The 15,104-nt window shown below is 65.7% G+C and carries 12 protein-coding genes, 2 tRNA genes and 1 pseudogene; 6 read left to right on the forward strand and 9 right to left on the reverse strand.

Features of this window, described 5'->3' with window-relative positions; genetic code table 11:
• Positions 1-6 precede the first annotated feature (6 nt).
• From J5251_RS20570 to J5251_RS06800, 4 genes and pseudogenes are all read right to left on the reverse strand, one after another.
• Positions 7-1,047 (reverse strand): annotated as a pseudogene (locus J5251_RS20570) (ExeM/NucH family extracellular endonuclease); the annotation flags it as partial.
• 15 nt (positions 1,048-1,062) lie between these two features.
• Positions 1,063-2,568, reverse strand: coding sequence for a lamin tail domain-containing protein (locus tag J5251_RS20575; protein ID WP_348272969.1), 1,506 nt, complete (start codon positions 2,566-2,568; stop codon positions 1,063-1,065).
• Positions 2,569-2,666: 98 nt separating this feature from the next.
• Positions 2,667-5,204: a 5'-nucleotidase C-terminal domain-containing protein gene (locus J5251_RS06795; protein ID WP_244250834.1), complete on the reverse strand. Its 2,538-nt coding sequence runs from the start codon at positions 5,202-5,204 to the stop codon at positions 2,667-2,669.
• A gap of 291 nt (positions 5,205-5,495) precedes the next feature.
• Positions 5,496-5,583 (reverse strand) — tRNA-Ser (locus J5251_RS06800).
• A 77-nt stretch (positions 5,584-5,660) separates the two neighbouring features.
• Between J5251_RS06800 and J5251_RS06805 the strand changes: the two genes are divergently transcribed.
• The 6 genes from J5251_RS06805 to J5251_RS06830 all read left to right on the forward strand — a co-directional run bounded on the left by J5251_RS06805 (position 5,661) and on the right by J5251_RS06830 (position 10,861).
• Complete coding sequence (locus J5251_RS06805) at positions 5,661-6,647, forward strand: NAD(P)H-quinone oxidoreductase (RefSeq protein WP_139006845.1); 987 nt, start codon at positions 5,661-5,663, stop codon at positions 6,645-6,647.
• Positions 6,648-6,817: 170 nt separating this feature from the next.
• Positions 6,818-9,112 carry a carbon starvation CstA family protein gene (locus J5251_RS06810; protein ID WP_139006844.1) on the forward strand — a complete coding sequence of 765 codons (2,295 nt, stop codon included), beginning with the start codon at positions 6,818-6,820 and terminating at the stop codon, positions 9,110-9,112.
• A 5-nt stretch (positions 9,113-9,117) separates the two neighbouring features.
• Positions 9,118-9,339, forward strand: coding sequence for a YbdD/YjiX family protein (locus J5251_RS06815; protein WP_139006843.1), 222 nt, complete (start codon positions 9,118-9,120; stop codon positions 9,337-9,339).
• 176 nt (positions 9,340-9,515) lie between these two features.
• Positions 9,516-10,130 carry a bacterial proteasome activator family protein gene (locus tag J5251_RS06820; RefSeq protein ID WP_139006842.1) on the forward strand — a complete coding sequence of 205 codons (615 nt, stop codon included), beginning with the start codon at positions 9,516-9,518 and terminating at the stop codon, positions 10,128-10,130.
• A 5-nt stretch (positions 10,131-10,135) separates the two neighbouring features.
• The gene (locus J5251_RS06825; protein ID WP_208575600.1) at positions 10,136-10,600 is read left to right on the forward strand and encodes a hypothetical protein; all 465 of its coding nucleotides are present in this window, start codon (positions 10,136-10,138) and stop codon (positions 10,598-10,600) included.
• A gap of 75 nt (positions 10,601-10,675) precedes the next feature.
• Entirely contained in the window at positions 10,676-10,861 is a 186-nt protein-coding gene (locus J5251_RS06830) for a hypothetical protein (protein WP_139006840.1), read from the forward strand.
• Between the two features lie 86 nt (positions 10,862-10,947).
• On the opposite strand, the gene J5251_RS06835 is transcribed toward J5251_RS06830, so the two are convergent.
• The 5 genes from J5251_RS06835 to tmk all read right to left on the reverse strand — a co-directional run bounded on the left by J5251_RS06835 (position 10,948) and on the right by tmk (position 15,056).
• Positions 10,948-11,394, reverse strand: a complete 447-nt coding sequence (locus J5251_RS06835; protein WP_208575601.1) for a hypothetical protein — start codon at positions 11,392-11,394, stop codon at positions 10,948-10,950.
• Positions 11,395-11,536: 142 nt separating this feature from the next.
• Positions 11,537-11,612, reverse strand: a tRNA-Thr gene (locus J5251_RS06840).
• A gap of 80 nt (positions 11,613-11,692) precedes the next feature.
• Complete coding sequence (locus J5251_RS06845; RefSeq protein WP_208575602.1) at positions 11,693-13,231, reverse strand: alpha/beta hydrolase; 1,539 nt, start codon at positions 13,229-13,231, stop codon at positions 11,693-11,695.
• Positions 13,232-13,260: 29 nt separating this feature from the next.
• Positions 13,261-14,400 carry a DNA polymerase III subunit delta' gene (locus J5251_RS06850; protein WP_139006837.1) on the reverse strand — a complete coding sequence of 380 codons (1,140 nt, stop codon included), beginning with the start codon at positions 14,398-14,400 and terminating at the stop codon, positions 13,261-13,263.
• Positions 14,397-15,056 carry a dTMP kinase gene (tmk, locus tag J5251_RS06855; RefSeq protein ID WP_208575603.1) on the reverse strand — a complete coding sequence of 220 codons (660 nt, stop codon included), beginning with the start codon at positions 15,054-15,056 and terminating at the stop codon, positions 14,397-14,399. The genes J5251_RS06850 and tmk overlap by 4 nt, the downstream gene beginning before the upstream one ends.
• Positions 15,057-15,104: the final 48 nt, after the last annotated feature.

The following is a 15,104-nucleotide window of genomic DNA, read 5'->3' on the forward strand; positions in this document are numbered from 1 at the left end:
CCGCCCCTACCGCTTGCCGTGCGCTTTGTCCCGCGCGGTCGGCAGGTCCAAGCCGACGACGATCGGGTCGTGGTCGCTGGCCCGGAACATGTCCGGGGCGTAGAAATCGGTCACGTTGTAGTTGTGCCGGCTGTATTCCAACGCGATCGATTCGACCGAGTTAATGTTCCAGATGTCCGCGCCTTCCACCACGGCGTCGGCCGCGGGCGAAGCGAAGATGTAGTCCAGCGAGCCCACCATGCCGTCGAAGTTGTAGCTGTGCTCGCCGGTCTTGCCGCCTTGGTCGATGTAGCCGGCCTCCGTCAGGACGCGGATCGGATCTTCCTGCGCATAGGAGTTGAAATCACCGGTGAGGTAGACCTTCTCCGTGCTGGACCGCTCCTGCATCGACTCGGCGAAGTCCACCAGGGATGCCGCCTGCTCGGTGCGCGCTGCGTTCCACGCACCCTGGCCGTGGTCCGCGTTTTCGCCCGAGGACGGAGCCGAGCCCTTGGACTTGAAGTGGTTGGCAACCACAATGAACTTCGTGTCCGCGCCGCCATGCTTGACCTTGAAGGTCTGAGCGAGCGGCTTGCGGGCGTTGGCAAAGGCATCGGTGTCGTTGTGGATGACGGAATCGCCGATTGTCTGCACGGCGTCCTTCTTGTAAATGAAGGCCGTGCGGATGAAGTCCTCGTCCTCTAGCTCAGGCAGCTCTTCCGGCGAACGGACGTAGTCCCATGCTGCATCTTCGCCGGCGGCGGCGAGGCCCTCGTTCAGGGCGGCGGTCAGCGTGGCCAGGGCGTCGTCGCGGTCCTTGCCGAACTGTGCGGAGTTCTCGATCTCCTCCAGGGCGACGACGTCGGCGTCCAGGGCGTTGATCGCGGCGACGATCTTGGCCTCCTGCCGTTCCATGTTCTCGGCGTCGTAAGCGCCGCGCGCATCGCAGTTCCGGGCGGTGACCGGGTTGCCGTCCCGGTCCGTGTAGGCCTTGCAACCGTCCAGCTGGTCGCCGGTGGTGGTGAAGTAGTTCAGCACGTTGAAGGAGGCGATCTTGACGTTGCCGCCTACGTCCTCCGGCGTTTAGGTGCGGGTATTGGAGAACGACGCCGGCTGGACCGTTTCGCTGTTGGCTGCGGTCAGTTGGGTCAGCGGCTGGAAACGCCACAGGCCGAACCGGTAGTCCAACACCACGTTCGTGTCGAAGGACGCCGGTGAGCCCACCCGGACAGGGGTCTCCGGGGTCAGATACGGCAGCGGGATGTCCTTGTTGGCGTCGGAGCCCAGGTAGTTGGTGCTGGCACCGTCGTCCAGGGTCACGGAATGCGCGGCATTCTTCTCCGTTTCAGCCCAGAACTCGTCCGAGCCGTAGGCGCCGACGGCGGTGGGCTGGACCAGCGGCTGGTCGCCGGCGGCCAGGCCGATCTCGCCGTACTGGTTCAGCGAGTAGTTGTCCGTCACGGTGAAGCTGCCCTGCGGGTCGAGCAGCATGCCTTCGAACTTCTCCCGCTCGCCGTCGCTGGCGGGCCACTCGATGGCGGCAGGCTTCACCTGCTCAGCCGGTTCGTCCAGCAGGACCAGCCCGTCCTCTTCAACGGTCAGTTCGGTCAGCCCGTAGTATTCGCTGACCCCGCCGGTGACCTCGACGTGGTCACCAAGGGCAACCTCGTCCACCGTGGCGGAGGAGAAGACGAAGATACCGTGGGAGGCCGCATGGCCTTCTGCTATGTCGCCGCCGGTACCCGGCGTCTGGATGTAGTAGCCGTTGAACCCGCCCTCCGGGTACACCGCCGTCACTATGCCGCGGGTTGTCACGTTCTTCCCAGCCAGGGGCGAGACGTCCGACGTGCCCTGGATTTCGGCGATGGTCCGTTCCTCGGCCGGCTCGGGCTCGGGCTGGGGCTCGGCGCCGGTTCCGCCGGAATTGGTCGGCGTGACCTGGTCGCTCAACGTGAAGTCGGCGGAGTTGTCGTTGGTGTCCACGCCACCGGTGCGGTTCATCGAGAGCGGGTTGGCGGTCCCGCCAGGCGATCGCGCGGCCGCGGTCTCGAAGGTGTTCGAGCTGCCGTAGCCCAGTAGATCCAGTACCCGCGTGTCATCGGTCACCGAACCGGTAGCCAGCCCGTCCAAGGTTCCCGGCTGGTCGGCCAGCACAATGGTGCCGGACGCACCGGCCGGATTCAGCGCGCCGCTGCTGATGTCCGGCTCCGGCAGAGCAACACCGTTATCGGCGTTGCTGCCGCCCTCGACGAGGAAGTAGCCGTTGGCCGGAATCGTGCCGCGCAACGGCACCACGCCGTTCGGATTCTTGATGCCTGTGGCCGAGCGGTACTGCAGGGACATGCCGTCCAAGGTGACGGGGGAGTCCGTTGTGTTGAACAGCTCAACGAACTTATGGGTGTAGGGCGCATTGCGGCTTCCGCCGTTGACATACGCCTCATTGATAACGACGGCGGTGTCCGCCGGTTCCGCCGCGCTCGCCGGGAGTGCCAACAACGCGGCCAGCGGCGTCGCGGCGAACAGGCCTGCGGCGACCGCCGCACCCAGCACCGATCTGCCTGTCGCGGTCTTACCTGACTTGGAGGTCATTGTTCTCTTCCTCTTGGTTGGGGGTCAAGGATGGGCAGGTCTTCGGGCACAAGAGTGAGGGTTTCCTTCCGCAGAAGAAAACCCTCACTGGCGTGGTGTTAGTGCTCGGCGGAATCCGCCGGGCCGCGTCTGCGGGCCGCAATTACGGCGGCGGTTCCGCCGGCAAGCAGCACCAGCGCGCCGATTCCGAGCGGCAGGACGCCACTGACACCCGTGTAGGCGAGAGCGCCGCCGTCGTTGTTCGGACCGGTTGCAACGCCGGGCAGGTCGTCGGCATTGTCATCGGCCCGATCACCGGGTTGGTCATTGCCGGCATCATCGCCGTTTTGGCCGCGGCCGTCATCGGCGGGAAGTTCAGCCACCGGGACCTCGATCGGCAGCCGCACCAGCGTGCCGGACTCGGATGCGGTGAGCGTAAAGACGCCCCCGCTCAGCTCGTCCGGAACGGTGAAGGAGACAGTTGCGGCCCCGTTAATCACGTCGAAAGTGCCCAGCGTGGTGGGCAGCGCTGCGGCCGGAACGGAGCGGGCAAAGGCGCTGGCGCCGCTGTCGGCCGGTTCGTAGCGCAGGGTCAGCTCGGTGTTGACCGGAGCGCCCAGCGAGGTCAGGTCCAGCTTGGAGACCTCGAAGGACACCTGCTGGCCCGGCTCAACCGTGGCGGGCGCACCCGTCAGGGCCACCGCGCGGCGGTCGAAGGACGGGGACAGCGGGCTGTCCTGCTCCAGGTAGGCGATCCACGCGTCACGGTCGATCAGACCGGAATCCCGGGTATCGGTGCCATCGTTGAAGACGTGGAAGTTGTCTCCGCCCTGCGCCAGGAAGCTGAACGTGCCGATCCGGTACTCGCGGGCTTCGTCCAACTGCTCGCCGTTGATCCACACGCCGGTGATGTGGTTGCCCTGTTCGGCGTCCGGATCGTAGGTGTAGTTGACGTTGTCCGAAAGGCCGAGGTTCAGGAACGGACGGCTGGGCACATTGCCGTCCGCATCCAGCTGCCACTGCTGCTCCAGCAGCGTCTTGAACTGGGCGCCAGTGAGCGTGGTGGTCCATAGATTGTTTACGAACGGCAGCACCGCGTTGGCCTCGGCGAACGTGATGGTTCCGTCAGGCGCGTAATAGAGCTCGGAGCGCAGGCCGCCGGGATTGACTACACCGATCTCGGCGCCGCCCAGTCCCTCGGCGGAGAGTGTTTCCACCAGCGAGTCCGCCACCAGGTTGCCCAGCGAGGATTCGGAGGCGCGGTCGTCGCGCTCAGGCAGCGTATCCTCGTCCTCGCCGTCGGGCGTGAAGGCCGTGGTGATATCGCCCGTCACGGAGCCGACCTGCCGTGCCCCCACCACTTCGGCTTCGGCCAGGGCGGCGTCGACGATCCTCCGGACTTCGGCTACCCGGGGGTACTTCTTCGCCAGCTCGTCATCGAGGGCCTTGTTCAGCTCATCCGCGTTCGCAGCGTCCTGGTCCGGGATCGCCACTCGGGGTACAAGGGCCATCTCGTAGCTCGTAACATCGAAGGTCGCCTCGCCGTTATCCTCGCCCTCGGTGACACTGAGCTGGATCTGGCCGATGTTCCCGCCGTACTGCCCGGTCTGGACGATCGGCCGTGTTTCGCCGGTGGCACCCGGTACCGGAGCGTCGAAGGTGTAGGCCTGATGCGTGTGCCCGGTGAAGATCGCGTCCACCTCGGCGGAGGTCTCGTTGGCGATGCGTGCGAAGACGGCGCTGCCCAGCGCAGCGTCCAGGCTCGCACCGGTGGCGGCGCCCTCATGGTACGACGCCAGGATGATGTCTGCTTCGTCGCCGGTACCGTCTGTCAGCTCGGCAGTAACACGGTTGACAGCTGCAACCGGATCGCCGAAGTCCAGCGTGGAAATGCCGCCGGGACTGACCAGCGTCGAGGTTTCCTGCGTGACCACACCGATGACGCCAACCGTCAGTCCCGCCACCTCGACCAGGGCGTATTCCTGCAGCGCGGGAGTCATGGTGCCCTGCGTATACACGTTGGCGCCAAGCTGCGGGTAGCTGGAGTTGGCGGAAACCCGCCCGTTCAAGTCTGCGAAGCCTTTGTCGAATTCATGATTGCCGACGGCGGTGGTCGCCAATTCCAGCGCGTTCAGGACTTCGATGGTCGGCTGGTCGTCCTGGGAAGCCGAGGCGAACAGGGAAGCCCCGATGTTGTCGCCGGCCGAAGTGAAGAGCGTGCCATCCGGGTTCTGCTCCCGCAGCTGTTCGACGGTGCCGGCAAACTTCACCGTGTTGTCGTCGATGCGGCCGTGGAAGTCGTTGATGCCCAGCAGGTTCAGCTCGTAGGTGTCGCCGACGTCCTGAGTTTCAACCGGTTGGTCTTCAGCGGGCGCTTCCACAGGCGCCTGTGCAGGTCCGCTTGCGGGGGCTTCCGCAGCAGGTTCGGAAGTGCCGGAGTCCTCCAGATCGGCGCCCTCTTCCGGTCCGGTTGCCGGAGTGGTCGCCGGCGCGGTCTCGGTGCCGGATTGCCCGGTCACCACAGGCGACGAGGCCGTGGTCGGTTCCGGGTCGGATTCATTTGCCACGGCGGGCAGGACTGCGAAGGGAACGGCCAGCAGGCCGATCGACAATGCAGCGCCCAGCGTGGCCTTCATAGATGAAGCAGCCTTTGGCACGGTATCTCCAGTTTCGGTTCCCCATAAAGGTGTGCCGGAGGACGGCACCCAAGGCGAGCCGGTCCGGCAGCAAGGCAGTGATGGTGTGCGAGCACACCTGACCATCCCAGCCCAGCAGGATGAACGAGAGGTTACCGCGCGGGTAGTACCAAGGGAATAGTTCTGTGAAAGAAGGGCTTCGGAACTTCCGTGTCGCTCGGGAAGTCTTGACAAAAGTCGCAGCCCGCGGAACAGTGTCGGCGCTTAAATAGCTCAAGGGCCCCGGAACCGGGGCCCTTGAGTAACAGGGAGCGGAAGGTATGGGATTTGAACCCATGAGACGGGGTTACCGCCTACTGGTTTTCAAGACCAGCTCCTTCGGCCGCTCGGACAACCTTCCCTGCCTAGTAGTGTGTCACGGAGGGGCCGGAGATATCAAAACTCCGGCCGGTTTTCGGCGTGCACCAGGAGGCGTGAATGAAGGCGGTTTTTTACGAAGGCACAGGCGGTCCCGAGGTCATCGAGGTCCGTGAGGTCCAGCCGCCGGTGCCCAAGCCGGGCGAGGTGATTGTCGACGTCGTTGCCGCCGGTTTGAACCGCGCGGACGTGCAGCAGCGCCGCGGAGTCTACCCGCCGCCGCCCGGCGCCTCGGACATTCCCGGCCTGGAAGTTTCCGGCCGCATCGCTGCGCTCGGTGACGACGTCAACGGTTGGCAGGTCGGCGACGAGGTCTGTGCCTTGCTGGCCGGCGGCGGTTATGCGGAGCAGGTTGCGGTGCCTGCAGGCCAACTCATGACCGTGCCCGAAGGGGTGGACCTGGTCACCGCCGCGGCGCTGCCGGAAGTGACGGCCACCATCTTCTCCAATCTCTTTATGGCGGCCGGGGTGCAGGCGGGCGAAAGCGTGCTCATCCACGGCGGCGGCGGCGGCATCGGCACGATGGCGGTCCAGATGGTCCGCGCGTTCGGTGGCCTGCCCATGGTGACTGCCGGCTCCCAGGCCAAGCTCGACGTCGTACGTCCCCTGGGTGCCCAGGTCCTGATCAACTACAAGGAAGAGGACTTTGTCGCCAGGGTCATGGAAGCCACCGGTGGCCGCGGCGCTGACGTGATCCTCGACGTCGTCGGGGCGAAATACCTGCAACGCAACCTGGATGCCCTGGCCACCTCCGGCCGGCTGGTCGTCATCGGGCTGCAGGGCGGCGCCAAGGCGGAACTGAACCTCGGACAGCTGATGTCCAAGCGCGCCGCCGTCATAGGAACCACACTCCGTTCGCGGCCGGTGGAGGAGAAGTCCGCGATTGTGCGGGCGGTCATGACCCATGTCTGGCCGCTGGTCGCCTCAGGGGATATCGCCGCGCAGGTGGGCCGGACCTATCCGCTGGATTCGGCCGCCGAGGCGCACGAGTATTTCGATTCGGGCGAGCACATCGGCAAGATCCTGCTCACCACCGCGGCCGACTAGCGCCGCCTGGCAAGGGGGAAACCCGGCGGACCCCCGCAGCGGAGGGCCGCTGGGCGCATACTCCAGCCTGCTCGGCTATTGGGAGTCCGAATCCCTGTGACTTGATGCACGTGGCTGTTAGATTGCTGATAAGTACGCTTTTTATCCGCCGTGCGTCTCAACAGGGAGCAATGATGAGCCATACACCAACAGCAGGATCCGCGCCGGATCCGGACCGTGACTCAGATGTCCTGGTCCAGGATCCGAACCTTCCGCCGGTAGCCCTCGACCCGGAAATCGCCGCCGCCGAGGAGCGCCGGTGGCCGCCGCTGAAGATCGCCATCTGGATAGCCATCGCGCTGCTGGGCGGCGTGGCCTGGACGATGCTCGCCTTTGTGCGGGGCGAAACCGTCAACGCTATCTGGTTCGTCTTTGCCGCGGTCTGCACCTACCTGATCTTCTACCGCTTCTATTCGAAGTTCATCGAGAACAAGATCACCAGGCCCAACGACAAGCGGGCCACGCCAGCGGAGTACAAAGCAGACGGCAAAGACTATGTGGTCACGGACCGGCGGGTGCTGTACGGGCACCACTTCGCGGCGATCGCCGGGGCCGGGCCGCTGGTCGGTCCCATCCTGGCCGCCCAGATGGGCTACCTGCCGGGTACCATCTGGATTATCATCGGCGTGATTCTGGCCGGTGCGGTGCAGGACTACCTGGTGCTGTTCTTCTCGATGCGCCGCGGCGGACGCTCGCTGGGCCAGATGGCCCGCGAGGAGCTCGGCCTGATCGGCGGCACCGCCGCCCTGATCGCCACGCTGGCCATCATGATCATCATCGTCGCCATCCTGGCCCTCGTGGTGGTCAACGCGCTGGGCGAATCCCCGTGGGGCGTCTTCTCGGTCTCCATGACCATCCCGATCGCCATTTTCATGGGCATCTACCTGCGGTTCATCCGCCCCGGTAAAGTCAGCGAAATCTCGATCATCGGCTTCGTGCTGCTGATCGCCGCGATCATCGGCGGCGGCATGATCGCCGAAACCGACTGGGGCGTGGCCGTCTTCACGCTGGACCGCATCACCATCGCCTGGGGCATCATCATCTACGGCTTCATCGCCGCGGTGCTGCCGGTGTGGCTGCTGCTGGCCCCGCGCGACTACCTCTCCACCTTCATGAAGATCGGGACCATCGTCATGCTGGCCGTAGCCATCGTGCTGGTGCGTCCGGAAATCAACATCCCTGCCATCAGCGAGTTTGCCGGCCGGACCGATGGGCCGGTAGTACCCGGCTCCCTGTGGCCGTTCCTGTTCGTGACCATTGCCTGCGGCGCCCTCTCCGGTTTCCACGCGCTGATTTCTTCGGGCACCACGCCGAAGATGGTCCACAAGGAGAAGCAGACCCGGTTCATCGGGTACGGCGGCATGCTGATGGAGTCCTTCGTGGCCATCATGGCCCTGGTCGCCGCGATCTCCATTGACCGCGGCATCTATTTCGCGATGAACTCCTCGGCCGCCGCAACCGGCGGCACCGTGGAGGGTGCGGTAGCCTTCGTCAACGGCCTGGGCCTGGCCGGGGTGAACCTGACCCCGGACATGCTGACCCAGCTGGCAGCCAACGTCGGCGAGGAGTCGGTGGTCTCACGAACAGGCGGCGCCCCGACCCTCGCCGTCGGCCTCGCCCAGATCATGCAAAGCCTGATCGGCGGGGTGGGTCTGATGGCCTTCTGGTACCACTTCGCCATCATGTTCGAAGCGCTGTTCATCCTCACCGCCGTCGACGCCGGAACCCGCGTGGCCCGCTTCATGCTGCAGGACACCATCGGCAACTTCGCTCCCAAGTTCAAGGACATGTCCTGGCGCCCCGGGGTCTGGATCTGTACGGCGATCATGGTGGCCGGCTGGGGGTACATCCTGATACTCGGGGTGACGGATCCGTTGGGCGGCATCAACACGTTCTTCCCGCTCTTCGGCATCGCCAACCAGCTGCTCGCGGCGATCGCGCTCGCGGTCTGCATGGCCATCGCGGCCAAGAAGGGCGTATTCAAGTACCTGTGGATCATCGCCCTCCCGCTGGCCTTCGCCGCAGTGATCACCATCTGGGCGTCGATCCTGAAGATCTTCTCGCCGGACGTACGGGTGGGATACTGGGCCAACCACTTCGCGCACCAGGAAGCGCTGGCCAACGGCGAGACCAGCCTGGGCAACGCAGGGTCGGTCGAAGCGATGGAGGCCGTCGTCCGGAACACCTGGGTCCAGGGCACGCTGTCCATCGTGTTCGTGGTGCTGACCATTATTGTCATCGCCACCGCTATCATCGCCACCGTCAAGTCCTGGCAGCGCGGCGGCGAAAAGTCGCATGAGGACCCGGCCGTCGTCTCGGCCACCTACGCGCCGGCCGGATTCATCGCCACAACACCGGAGCGCGAATTGCAGAAGCGTTGGGACGAACTGCCCCAGGACAAGCGGCTGGCGCGGTCGAAGCACTGATGACCATGTCTTCGAACAAGGCACTCAACCAGGCCGCCGGCAAAGCACACGCCGGCTGGAAGGGCTTCGTCTGGTACTTCAAGTCCCTGATGGGCGAGAACGCCTACCAGTCGTATCTTGACCACCACGCGCGGACCCACACCGGTACCCCGCCCATGACCGAGCGCGAGTTCTGGCGGGACAAGACGGACCGCCAGGACCGCAATCCGGAAGGCCGCTGCTGCTAGCGGCTTACAGCTGAATAACGACGGCGGCACCCGCCTCGAGCTCCTCACGGAGGCTTCGGGGCGGGTGCCGGTTTGTGACGGTTTGTACTCCGGCGGAGTTTCCGGCGATCGTGAGGCGGGGGCGATTGTGTGGGAGCAAAGCTGGATTTAGCTTCGGCCTCTGGCAAGATGAAACCATGAGCGACGAGCAGATACCTCAGACGGAAGAACCGGCCATCGAAGGAGCTCTCACCCTTGACCAGCAGCGCGCGGAAGAAGCCGAGACCCGGGACGAAGCGGGCCGAAACGGCAAGAAGGGCTCGCAACTCCATGACCTGGTGGATGAACCCGCCAAGGTCATGCGGATCGGGACCATGATCCGCCAACTGCTGGAAGAGGTCCGCAGCGCCCCGCTGGATGATGCCGCGCGGAACCGGCTGGCGGAGATCCACGAACGCTCTGTGAAGGAACTCGAGGATGGCCTGGCCCCGGAGCTCATCGACGAACTGCACCGGATCAACCTGCCCTTCACCGACGACTCCACGCCGTCGGACGCCGAACTGCGGATCGCCCAGGCCCAGCTGGTCGGCTGGCTCGAAGGGCTGTTCCACGGTATCCAGACCGCCATCGCCGCGCAGCAGGCCGCCACTCAGCAGATGGCGGCGCGGATGCAGATGCGCCAGCTCCCGCCCGGCACGGTTGTCGCCCCCGGCGTGGTCATTGGTAACGACGGGGAACCCCGCCGCGCTGACGGAGCGGAATCGGAAAACCCGGCCGGTCCCGGCACCCGCACCCCGGGCCAGTACCTCTGAGCCCGGTGGCGCTGTTCGGAGCCGCCCGCCAGGCCCGGCGGGACGATAAGGAACTGGGCAAAGGCATCTGGCGGCGCACCCATGACCGGTTCCGCCGCGGGCTGGACCGCTACCATCAGGTTCTTGAAGGCGTCCAAGACGAGGAACTCTACGGCGAGCTCCTGGTCATCGCCGACGAACTCGCCGCGCTGCTGCCCAGGGTGCGTGCCTACTGTATGGCAGCCCACGAGCTGTATCCGAGCGATGGCATGGATATCCCCGGCGGGAACCTGGCCGCCGTCCACCGCTGCCTGTCCAAGGCCGGCAACTCCCTGGCCGCGGCCGCGCAGGCCGCCGCCATGATCCGGCTGGATCCCGGACACTCCGATGCACCCTCCAGCGGTTCGGCCAGCGTTGAAAACGTACGACGGCGCGCCGATATCGTGATCGAGGACGTCGCGGACGCGCAGCGCTACCTTGAAACCCGGTAGCGGCGCCGCCGGGCAATAGCGGAGCCATTCGGCTGTGGACCGCCATTGGCCCGAAGTCTGACCTAACCTGAACCCATGCAGCTGGCAATAGTGCTCATCGTGCTCGGATTGATTCTGGGACTTCCCACCATCGCGTATCGATACTCGCGGCCGCGGCGGCCCGGCGAACCGTTCGGGCATGTGCGGACGGTTCTGCTGAGCCTGAGCCTGATCGGGTTGCTGCTGGTCATCGTGGGAGCGGCGTTGTACCTCGGCGGCTAGCAGGGCAGGCTATCCACTGTGGTGGTCGGGAATCTGATGTCGGGTCCGTCGGCGGGTTCTCGTTATCGGCTCGACCGGCCAGGGAGCTATGGTGCTTCCGTCGGCGCCATGGCCACGGCCCACATCCCTCTGGCGTTCGCCCCGTCCACCTTTATATCGATTAGGGTGGCGGGCAGTTCCACAGTGGTCCTAACGGCCGCCCCGCAGGGAATGATGCCGGAACTGATTTCACTGTCGGCCCCAGTGATCTTCACCGACATGGAACTGGGGCCTTTGCAGGCCATATCGATTCGGTGCCAGCCGGGATTCTCCGGTGTTAAGCTCATCCCGGCGTCACTGCCCGGTGCAAGGCCGCCGGCGCTCATCGAGGCTCCTGCCCCCTGCCACTCGTCATCTCCTAAGGCGGTCCGCGCCCAGAGCGCCGGATCGGTCTCGTTCAGGTTTGCTGATTCAGTCGACGCGCCGCCTATGCAGGCGGTCAACGCAAGAAGCAGGATGGCAGCAGCGGCGAGAGATGTCGAAGGACGGGGCATGACGACAGCCTAGCCGACGCCCGAAATTTGCAGGCGCCCCTCGGCTGGGAAGAACTCGTCCCCGCCCGAACCCAACAATTCAGCAGCAAAACTTGCCGTTAACGTGTTCAGGGGATTCGAGACAAACTCGAATCCCCTGAACTGGAGCCCCCTGCCAGAATCGAACTGGCGACCTTTTCATTACGAGTGAAACGCTCTACCGACTGAGCTAAGGAGGCCGGGCTTCCAAGCCGGATAACCGGCCAGAATCCACAAGGAACAACTATAGGAGAGCAAGGGCGCGCTGGTCAAAACCGGCTTAGCAAACAGTGCCCTCGTCCGGCATCGTGCCCTCGATGAAATAGCTGTCCACGGCGTCCTGCACGCAGCTGTCGCCGCGGCTATACGCGGTATGCCCTTGCGCCTCGTAGGTCAGCAGTGAGGCAGATTCCAGCTGATCCGTCATGGAAACGGCCCATTCGTACGGGGTGGCCGGGTCGCCGGTGGTGCCGATGACCAGGATCGGATCCGCTCCCGCTGCGTCAACCGGTGCGGGCGTGCGCACCGGCTCCGCCGGCCAGTTCTCGCAGGTGGTGCCGCCGTAGGCGAGGTACCGGCCCAGCGTTGGCGAGGCTTCCTCTAGTTCCGCCGCATTTTCCTTCATGCCCGCCAAATCGGATTCCATCGGATAGTCCAGGCAGTTGATGGCGGTAAAGGCCGCTGTGCTGTTGGAGGTGTAGTTGCCGTCCGCCTGACGCTCGGCGCCCAGGTCTGCGAGGTACAGCATGTCCGTCGGATCGCCGTCGAATGCGCCGTCCAGCGCACGGGTCAGAAGCGGCCAGTTCACGTCGTTGTACAGCGGAACGATGAACCCCGAGACGAAGGTACTCACGGTGACGAGGCGGCCGTCCTCGGCAGTCAGCGGGTTGGCCTCGACGGACTGGATCAAATCCTGGATCTGGCCGACGGCCTGGTCCACGGTTCCGGACAGGGGGCATTCCGCGGACGCCAGGCAGCTTTCCGCGTAGCTGCGGATCGCGCCTTCGAACGCCTTGGCCTGGCCGAGCGTCACCTGCTCATTGGTCAGCGACGGATCCATCGCCCCGTCGAGCACCATCCGGCCCACCCGCTCCGGAAAGAGGTCCGCATAGGTTGCTCCGAGGAAGGTGCCGTAGGAGAAGCCCAGGTAATTCAGCTTGGCGTCCCCGACCACCGCGCGGATGATGTCCATGTCCTTGGCGGCGCTGGCGGTGTCCACGTGGGCCAGGACTTCGCCGGTCTTCGCCGCGCACTTCTCGGCCAGCTCGGCCGCGTCCTCCCTGGCTTCGGCGATGCCGGCATCGCTGTCCAGGTCATACTGCACCTCCCGTGCGGCATCCCGCTCCGCGTCGGTCATGCAGGTGACCGGGGCCGAACGCTTCACACCGCGGGGGTCGAAGCCCACAATGTCGTAGCTGCCGCGCAGTTCCTCGGTGGTCATCTGCTCCAGCGAGCCACGCACGGTGTCATAGCCCGAACCGCCTGGACCGCCGGGGTTCAGCAGGATGGATCCTAAGGAATCGCCGTCCGTGGTGCTGCGGATCGCAGCGATCTTGATACTCTCGCCGTCCGGATCGGCATAATCGACCGGGACTTCGATGTCCGCGCACTCGAACCGGCCTTCGCAGCTTTCCCAGCTGACCGACTGGTTGTAGTAGGGCCTCAGCTGCTCGTCCACGCTGCCGACCACTTCAGGCGACGGCGACGGCGGGGCCTGAGTTGTGCCTGGCAGCAGCCCGCACCCGGCCAGCAGGAAAAGCACGACGGCGGCCGCTGCGGTTTTGGCGCTGGGGCCGGATCGTCGCGGTAGGGTGCGCATCAATTGTTCTCCTGGATTGTGGTCAAGAATCAGAGCAGGCTGACTGCCATGGCCTCCATGGCCAATACCGGGGCCACGTTGGTGCTGAGCCGTTTGCGGGTCTGGGCGATGGCGTCCAACCTCTCCAACGTCTTCTCGGGGGTCGATTGTTCCGCGTAGGAGGTCAGCTCCGGCCGCAGGTACTCGTTGACCAGGTCCGACGACGCGCCCAGCTGGAGGGCCAGGACGTCCCGGTAGAACGTGGTCAGGTCGATCATGACGCGGTCGAGGGAATCGCTCACGCTGCGCTTGGCCCGTCGTTTCTGCTCGTCCTCCAGCTGCTTTAGCTGGCTGCGCATGGCTGGCGGCAACGTGCCTTTCTCCGGCGCGCCGAGGGTGTGCAGCAGGGCCTCGCGCTCGGCAGCGTTGCGCTGCTCGGAGGCAGCGGCGGCGTCGGCATTGGAGATTTCCACCAGTTCGCCGGCGGCCATGACGGCATCGGAGACGCCGCGCAGGCGCAGCGGCAGCCGGACAATCGTATCCCGGCGGCTGCGGGCGTCCTCATTGGCGGCAAGCCGTCGGGCCACGCCGATGTGGCTCTGCGAAACCCGGGCGGCGAACTCCGCGAGTTCGGGCGTGGCACCGTCGCGGCGGACCAGCAGTTCGGCCACATCGCCCACCGGGGGAATGCGCAGGCCCACGGGGCGGCAGCGCGAGCGGATGGTGACCAGTACGTCCGCCGGGCTCGGCGCGCAGAGCAGCCAGATGGTCCGCGGCGGCGGCTCCTCGATGGCCTTGAGCAGCACATTGGTGGTCCGCTCCGCCATGCGGTCGGCATCTTCGATGATGATCACGCGCCAGCGGCCCGAAGACGGTTTGTCCTGCGCCTTGGTGACCCAGTCGCGGACCTCGCGGATGGTGAAGGACACGTTCTCCGTCACCATGGCGGAGACGTCCGCGTTGGTGCCGCCCAAAACGGTGTGGCAGGCATGGCACTCCCCGCAGCCGCGGGCGGCGGGATCTGGTTGCTCGCACAGCAGCGCGGCGGCGAAGGACCGTGCAGCATTGGACCGGCCGGAGCCGGGCGGACCGGTGAACAGCCAGGCGTGGTTGGGCCGCTCGGCGGCTGCGGCACGGCTGAGCTGCTCCACCACAGCGGCCTGGCCGGGCAGATCGGACCAGACGCTCATGCCAGCAACCCGTCGATGCGCTTAACGATGGCGTCGGTCAGGGCGCCGCGGTCGGTTCGGGCGTCCAGCACCAGGTACTCGTCGGGCCGCGCCGCGGCCAGTTCCAGGAACGCGGCCCTGATCCGCCCGTGGAAGTCATCCGGCTCGGATTCCAGCCGGTCTTCGGCCGCTTCGCCGGCCAGCCGCCGGTCGCGGCCGTCGTGGGGCGCAACATCGAGCAGCACCGTGACATCGGGCAGCAGCGAAGCCGTGGCCCACAGGTTGATGTCCCGCACCGCGGCGATGCCCAGTTCCCGCCCGGCACCTTGATAAGCCACCGACGAGTCGATGAAACGGTCGCACAGCACAATCTCGCCGCGCTCCAGAGCCGGGAGGATCACCTGTTGGACGTGGGCCGCCCGTGAGGCGGCAAAAATCAAAGCTTCGGTGCGGGCGTCGATCTCGCCGTGGCCATGGTCCAGCACCAGGGAGCGCAGCTTTTCGCCGATGGGCGTGCCGCCCGGCTCCCGCGTCCGCAGCACTGCGTGTCCGGCGGCTTCCAGCCGGGCCTGGACGGCGGCTGCCTGGGTGGACTTGCCTGCCCCGTCGCCGCCCTCGAACGCGATGAACAGTCCCGTGCGCGCGCCAGCAGGGGAGTGGGTACCGGGGGAAGTCACCCAATTAGCCTACCGTGCCAAAGAAAGGTCACGAGTTAACCTGTGGAC

Origin of the sequence: Arthrobacter crystallopoietes (genome assembly GCF_017603825.1) — a bacterium.
GTDB classification, from domain to species: domain Bacteria; phylum Actinomycetota; class Actinomycetes; order Actinomycetales; family Micrococcaceae; genus Crystallibacter; species Crystallibacter crystallopoietes_B.

Coding starts and splice junctions, on each gene's coding strand:
- J5251_RS06810 (WP_139006844.1), top strand. CDS start 6,818: ATGATGAGCCATACACCAACAGCAGGATCCGCGCCGGATCCGGACCGT.
- J5251_RS06850 (WP_139006837.1), bottom strand. CDS start 14,400: ATGAGCGTCTGGTCCGATCTGCCCGGCCAGGCCGCTGTGGTGGAGCAG.
- J5251_RS06830 (WP_139006840.1), top strand. CDS start 10,676: ATGCAGCTGGCAATAGTGCTCATCGTGCTCGGATTGATTCTGGGACTT.
- J5251_RS06845 (WP_208575602.1), bottom strand. CDS start 13,231: ATGCGCACCCTACCGCGACGATCCGGCCCCAGCGCCAAAACCGCAGCG.
- J5251_RS20575 (WP_348272969.1), bottom strand. CDS start 2,568: ATGACCTCCAAGTCAGGTAAGACCGCGACAGGCAGATCGGTGCTGGGT.
- J5251_RS06805 (WP_139006845.1), top strand. CDS start 5,661: ATGAAGGCGGTTTTTTACGAAGGCACAGGCGGTCCCGAGGTCATCGAG.
- J5251_RS06815 (WP_139006843.1), top strand. CDS start 9,118: ATGTCTTCGAACAAGGCACTCAACCAGGCCGCCGGCAAAGCACACGCC.
- J5251_RS06835 (WP_208575601.1), bottom strand. CDS start 11,394: ATGCCCCGTCCTTCGACATCTCTCGCCGCTGCTGCCATCCTGCTTCTT.
- J5251_RS06820 (WP_139006842.1), top strand. CDS start 9,516: ATGAGCGACGAGCAGATACCTCAGACGGAAGAACCGGCCATCGAAGGA.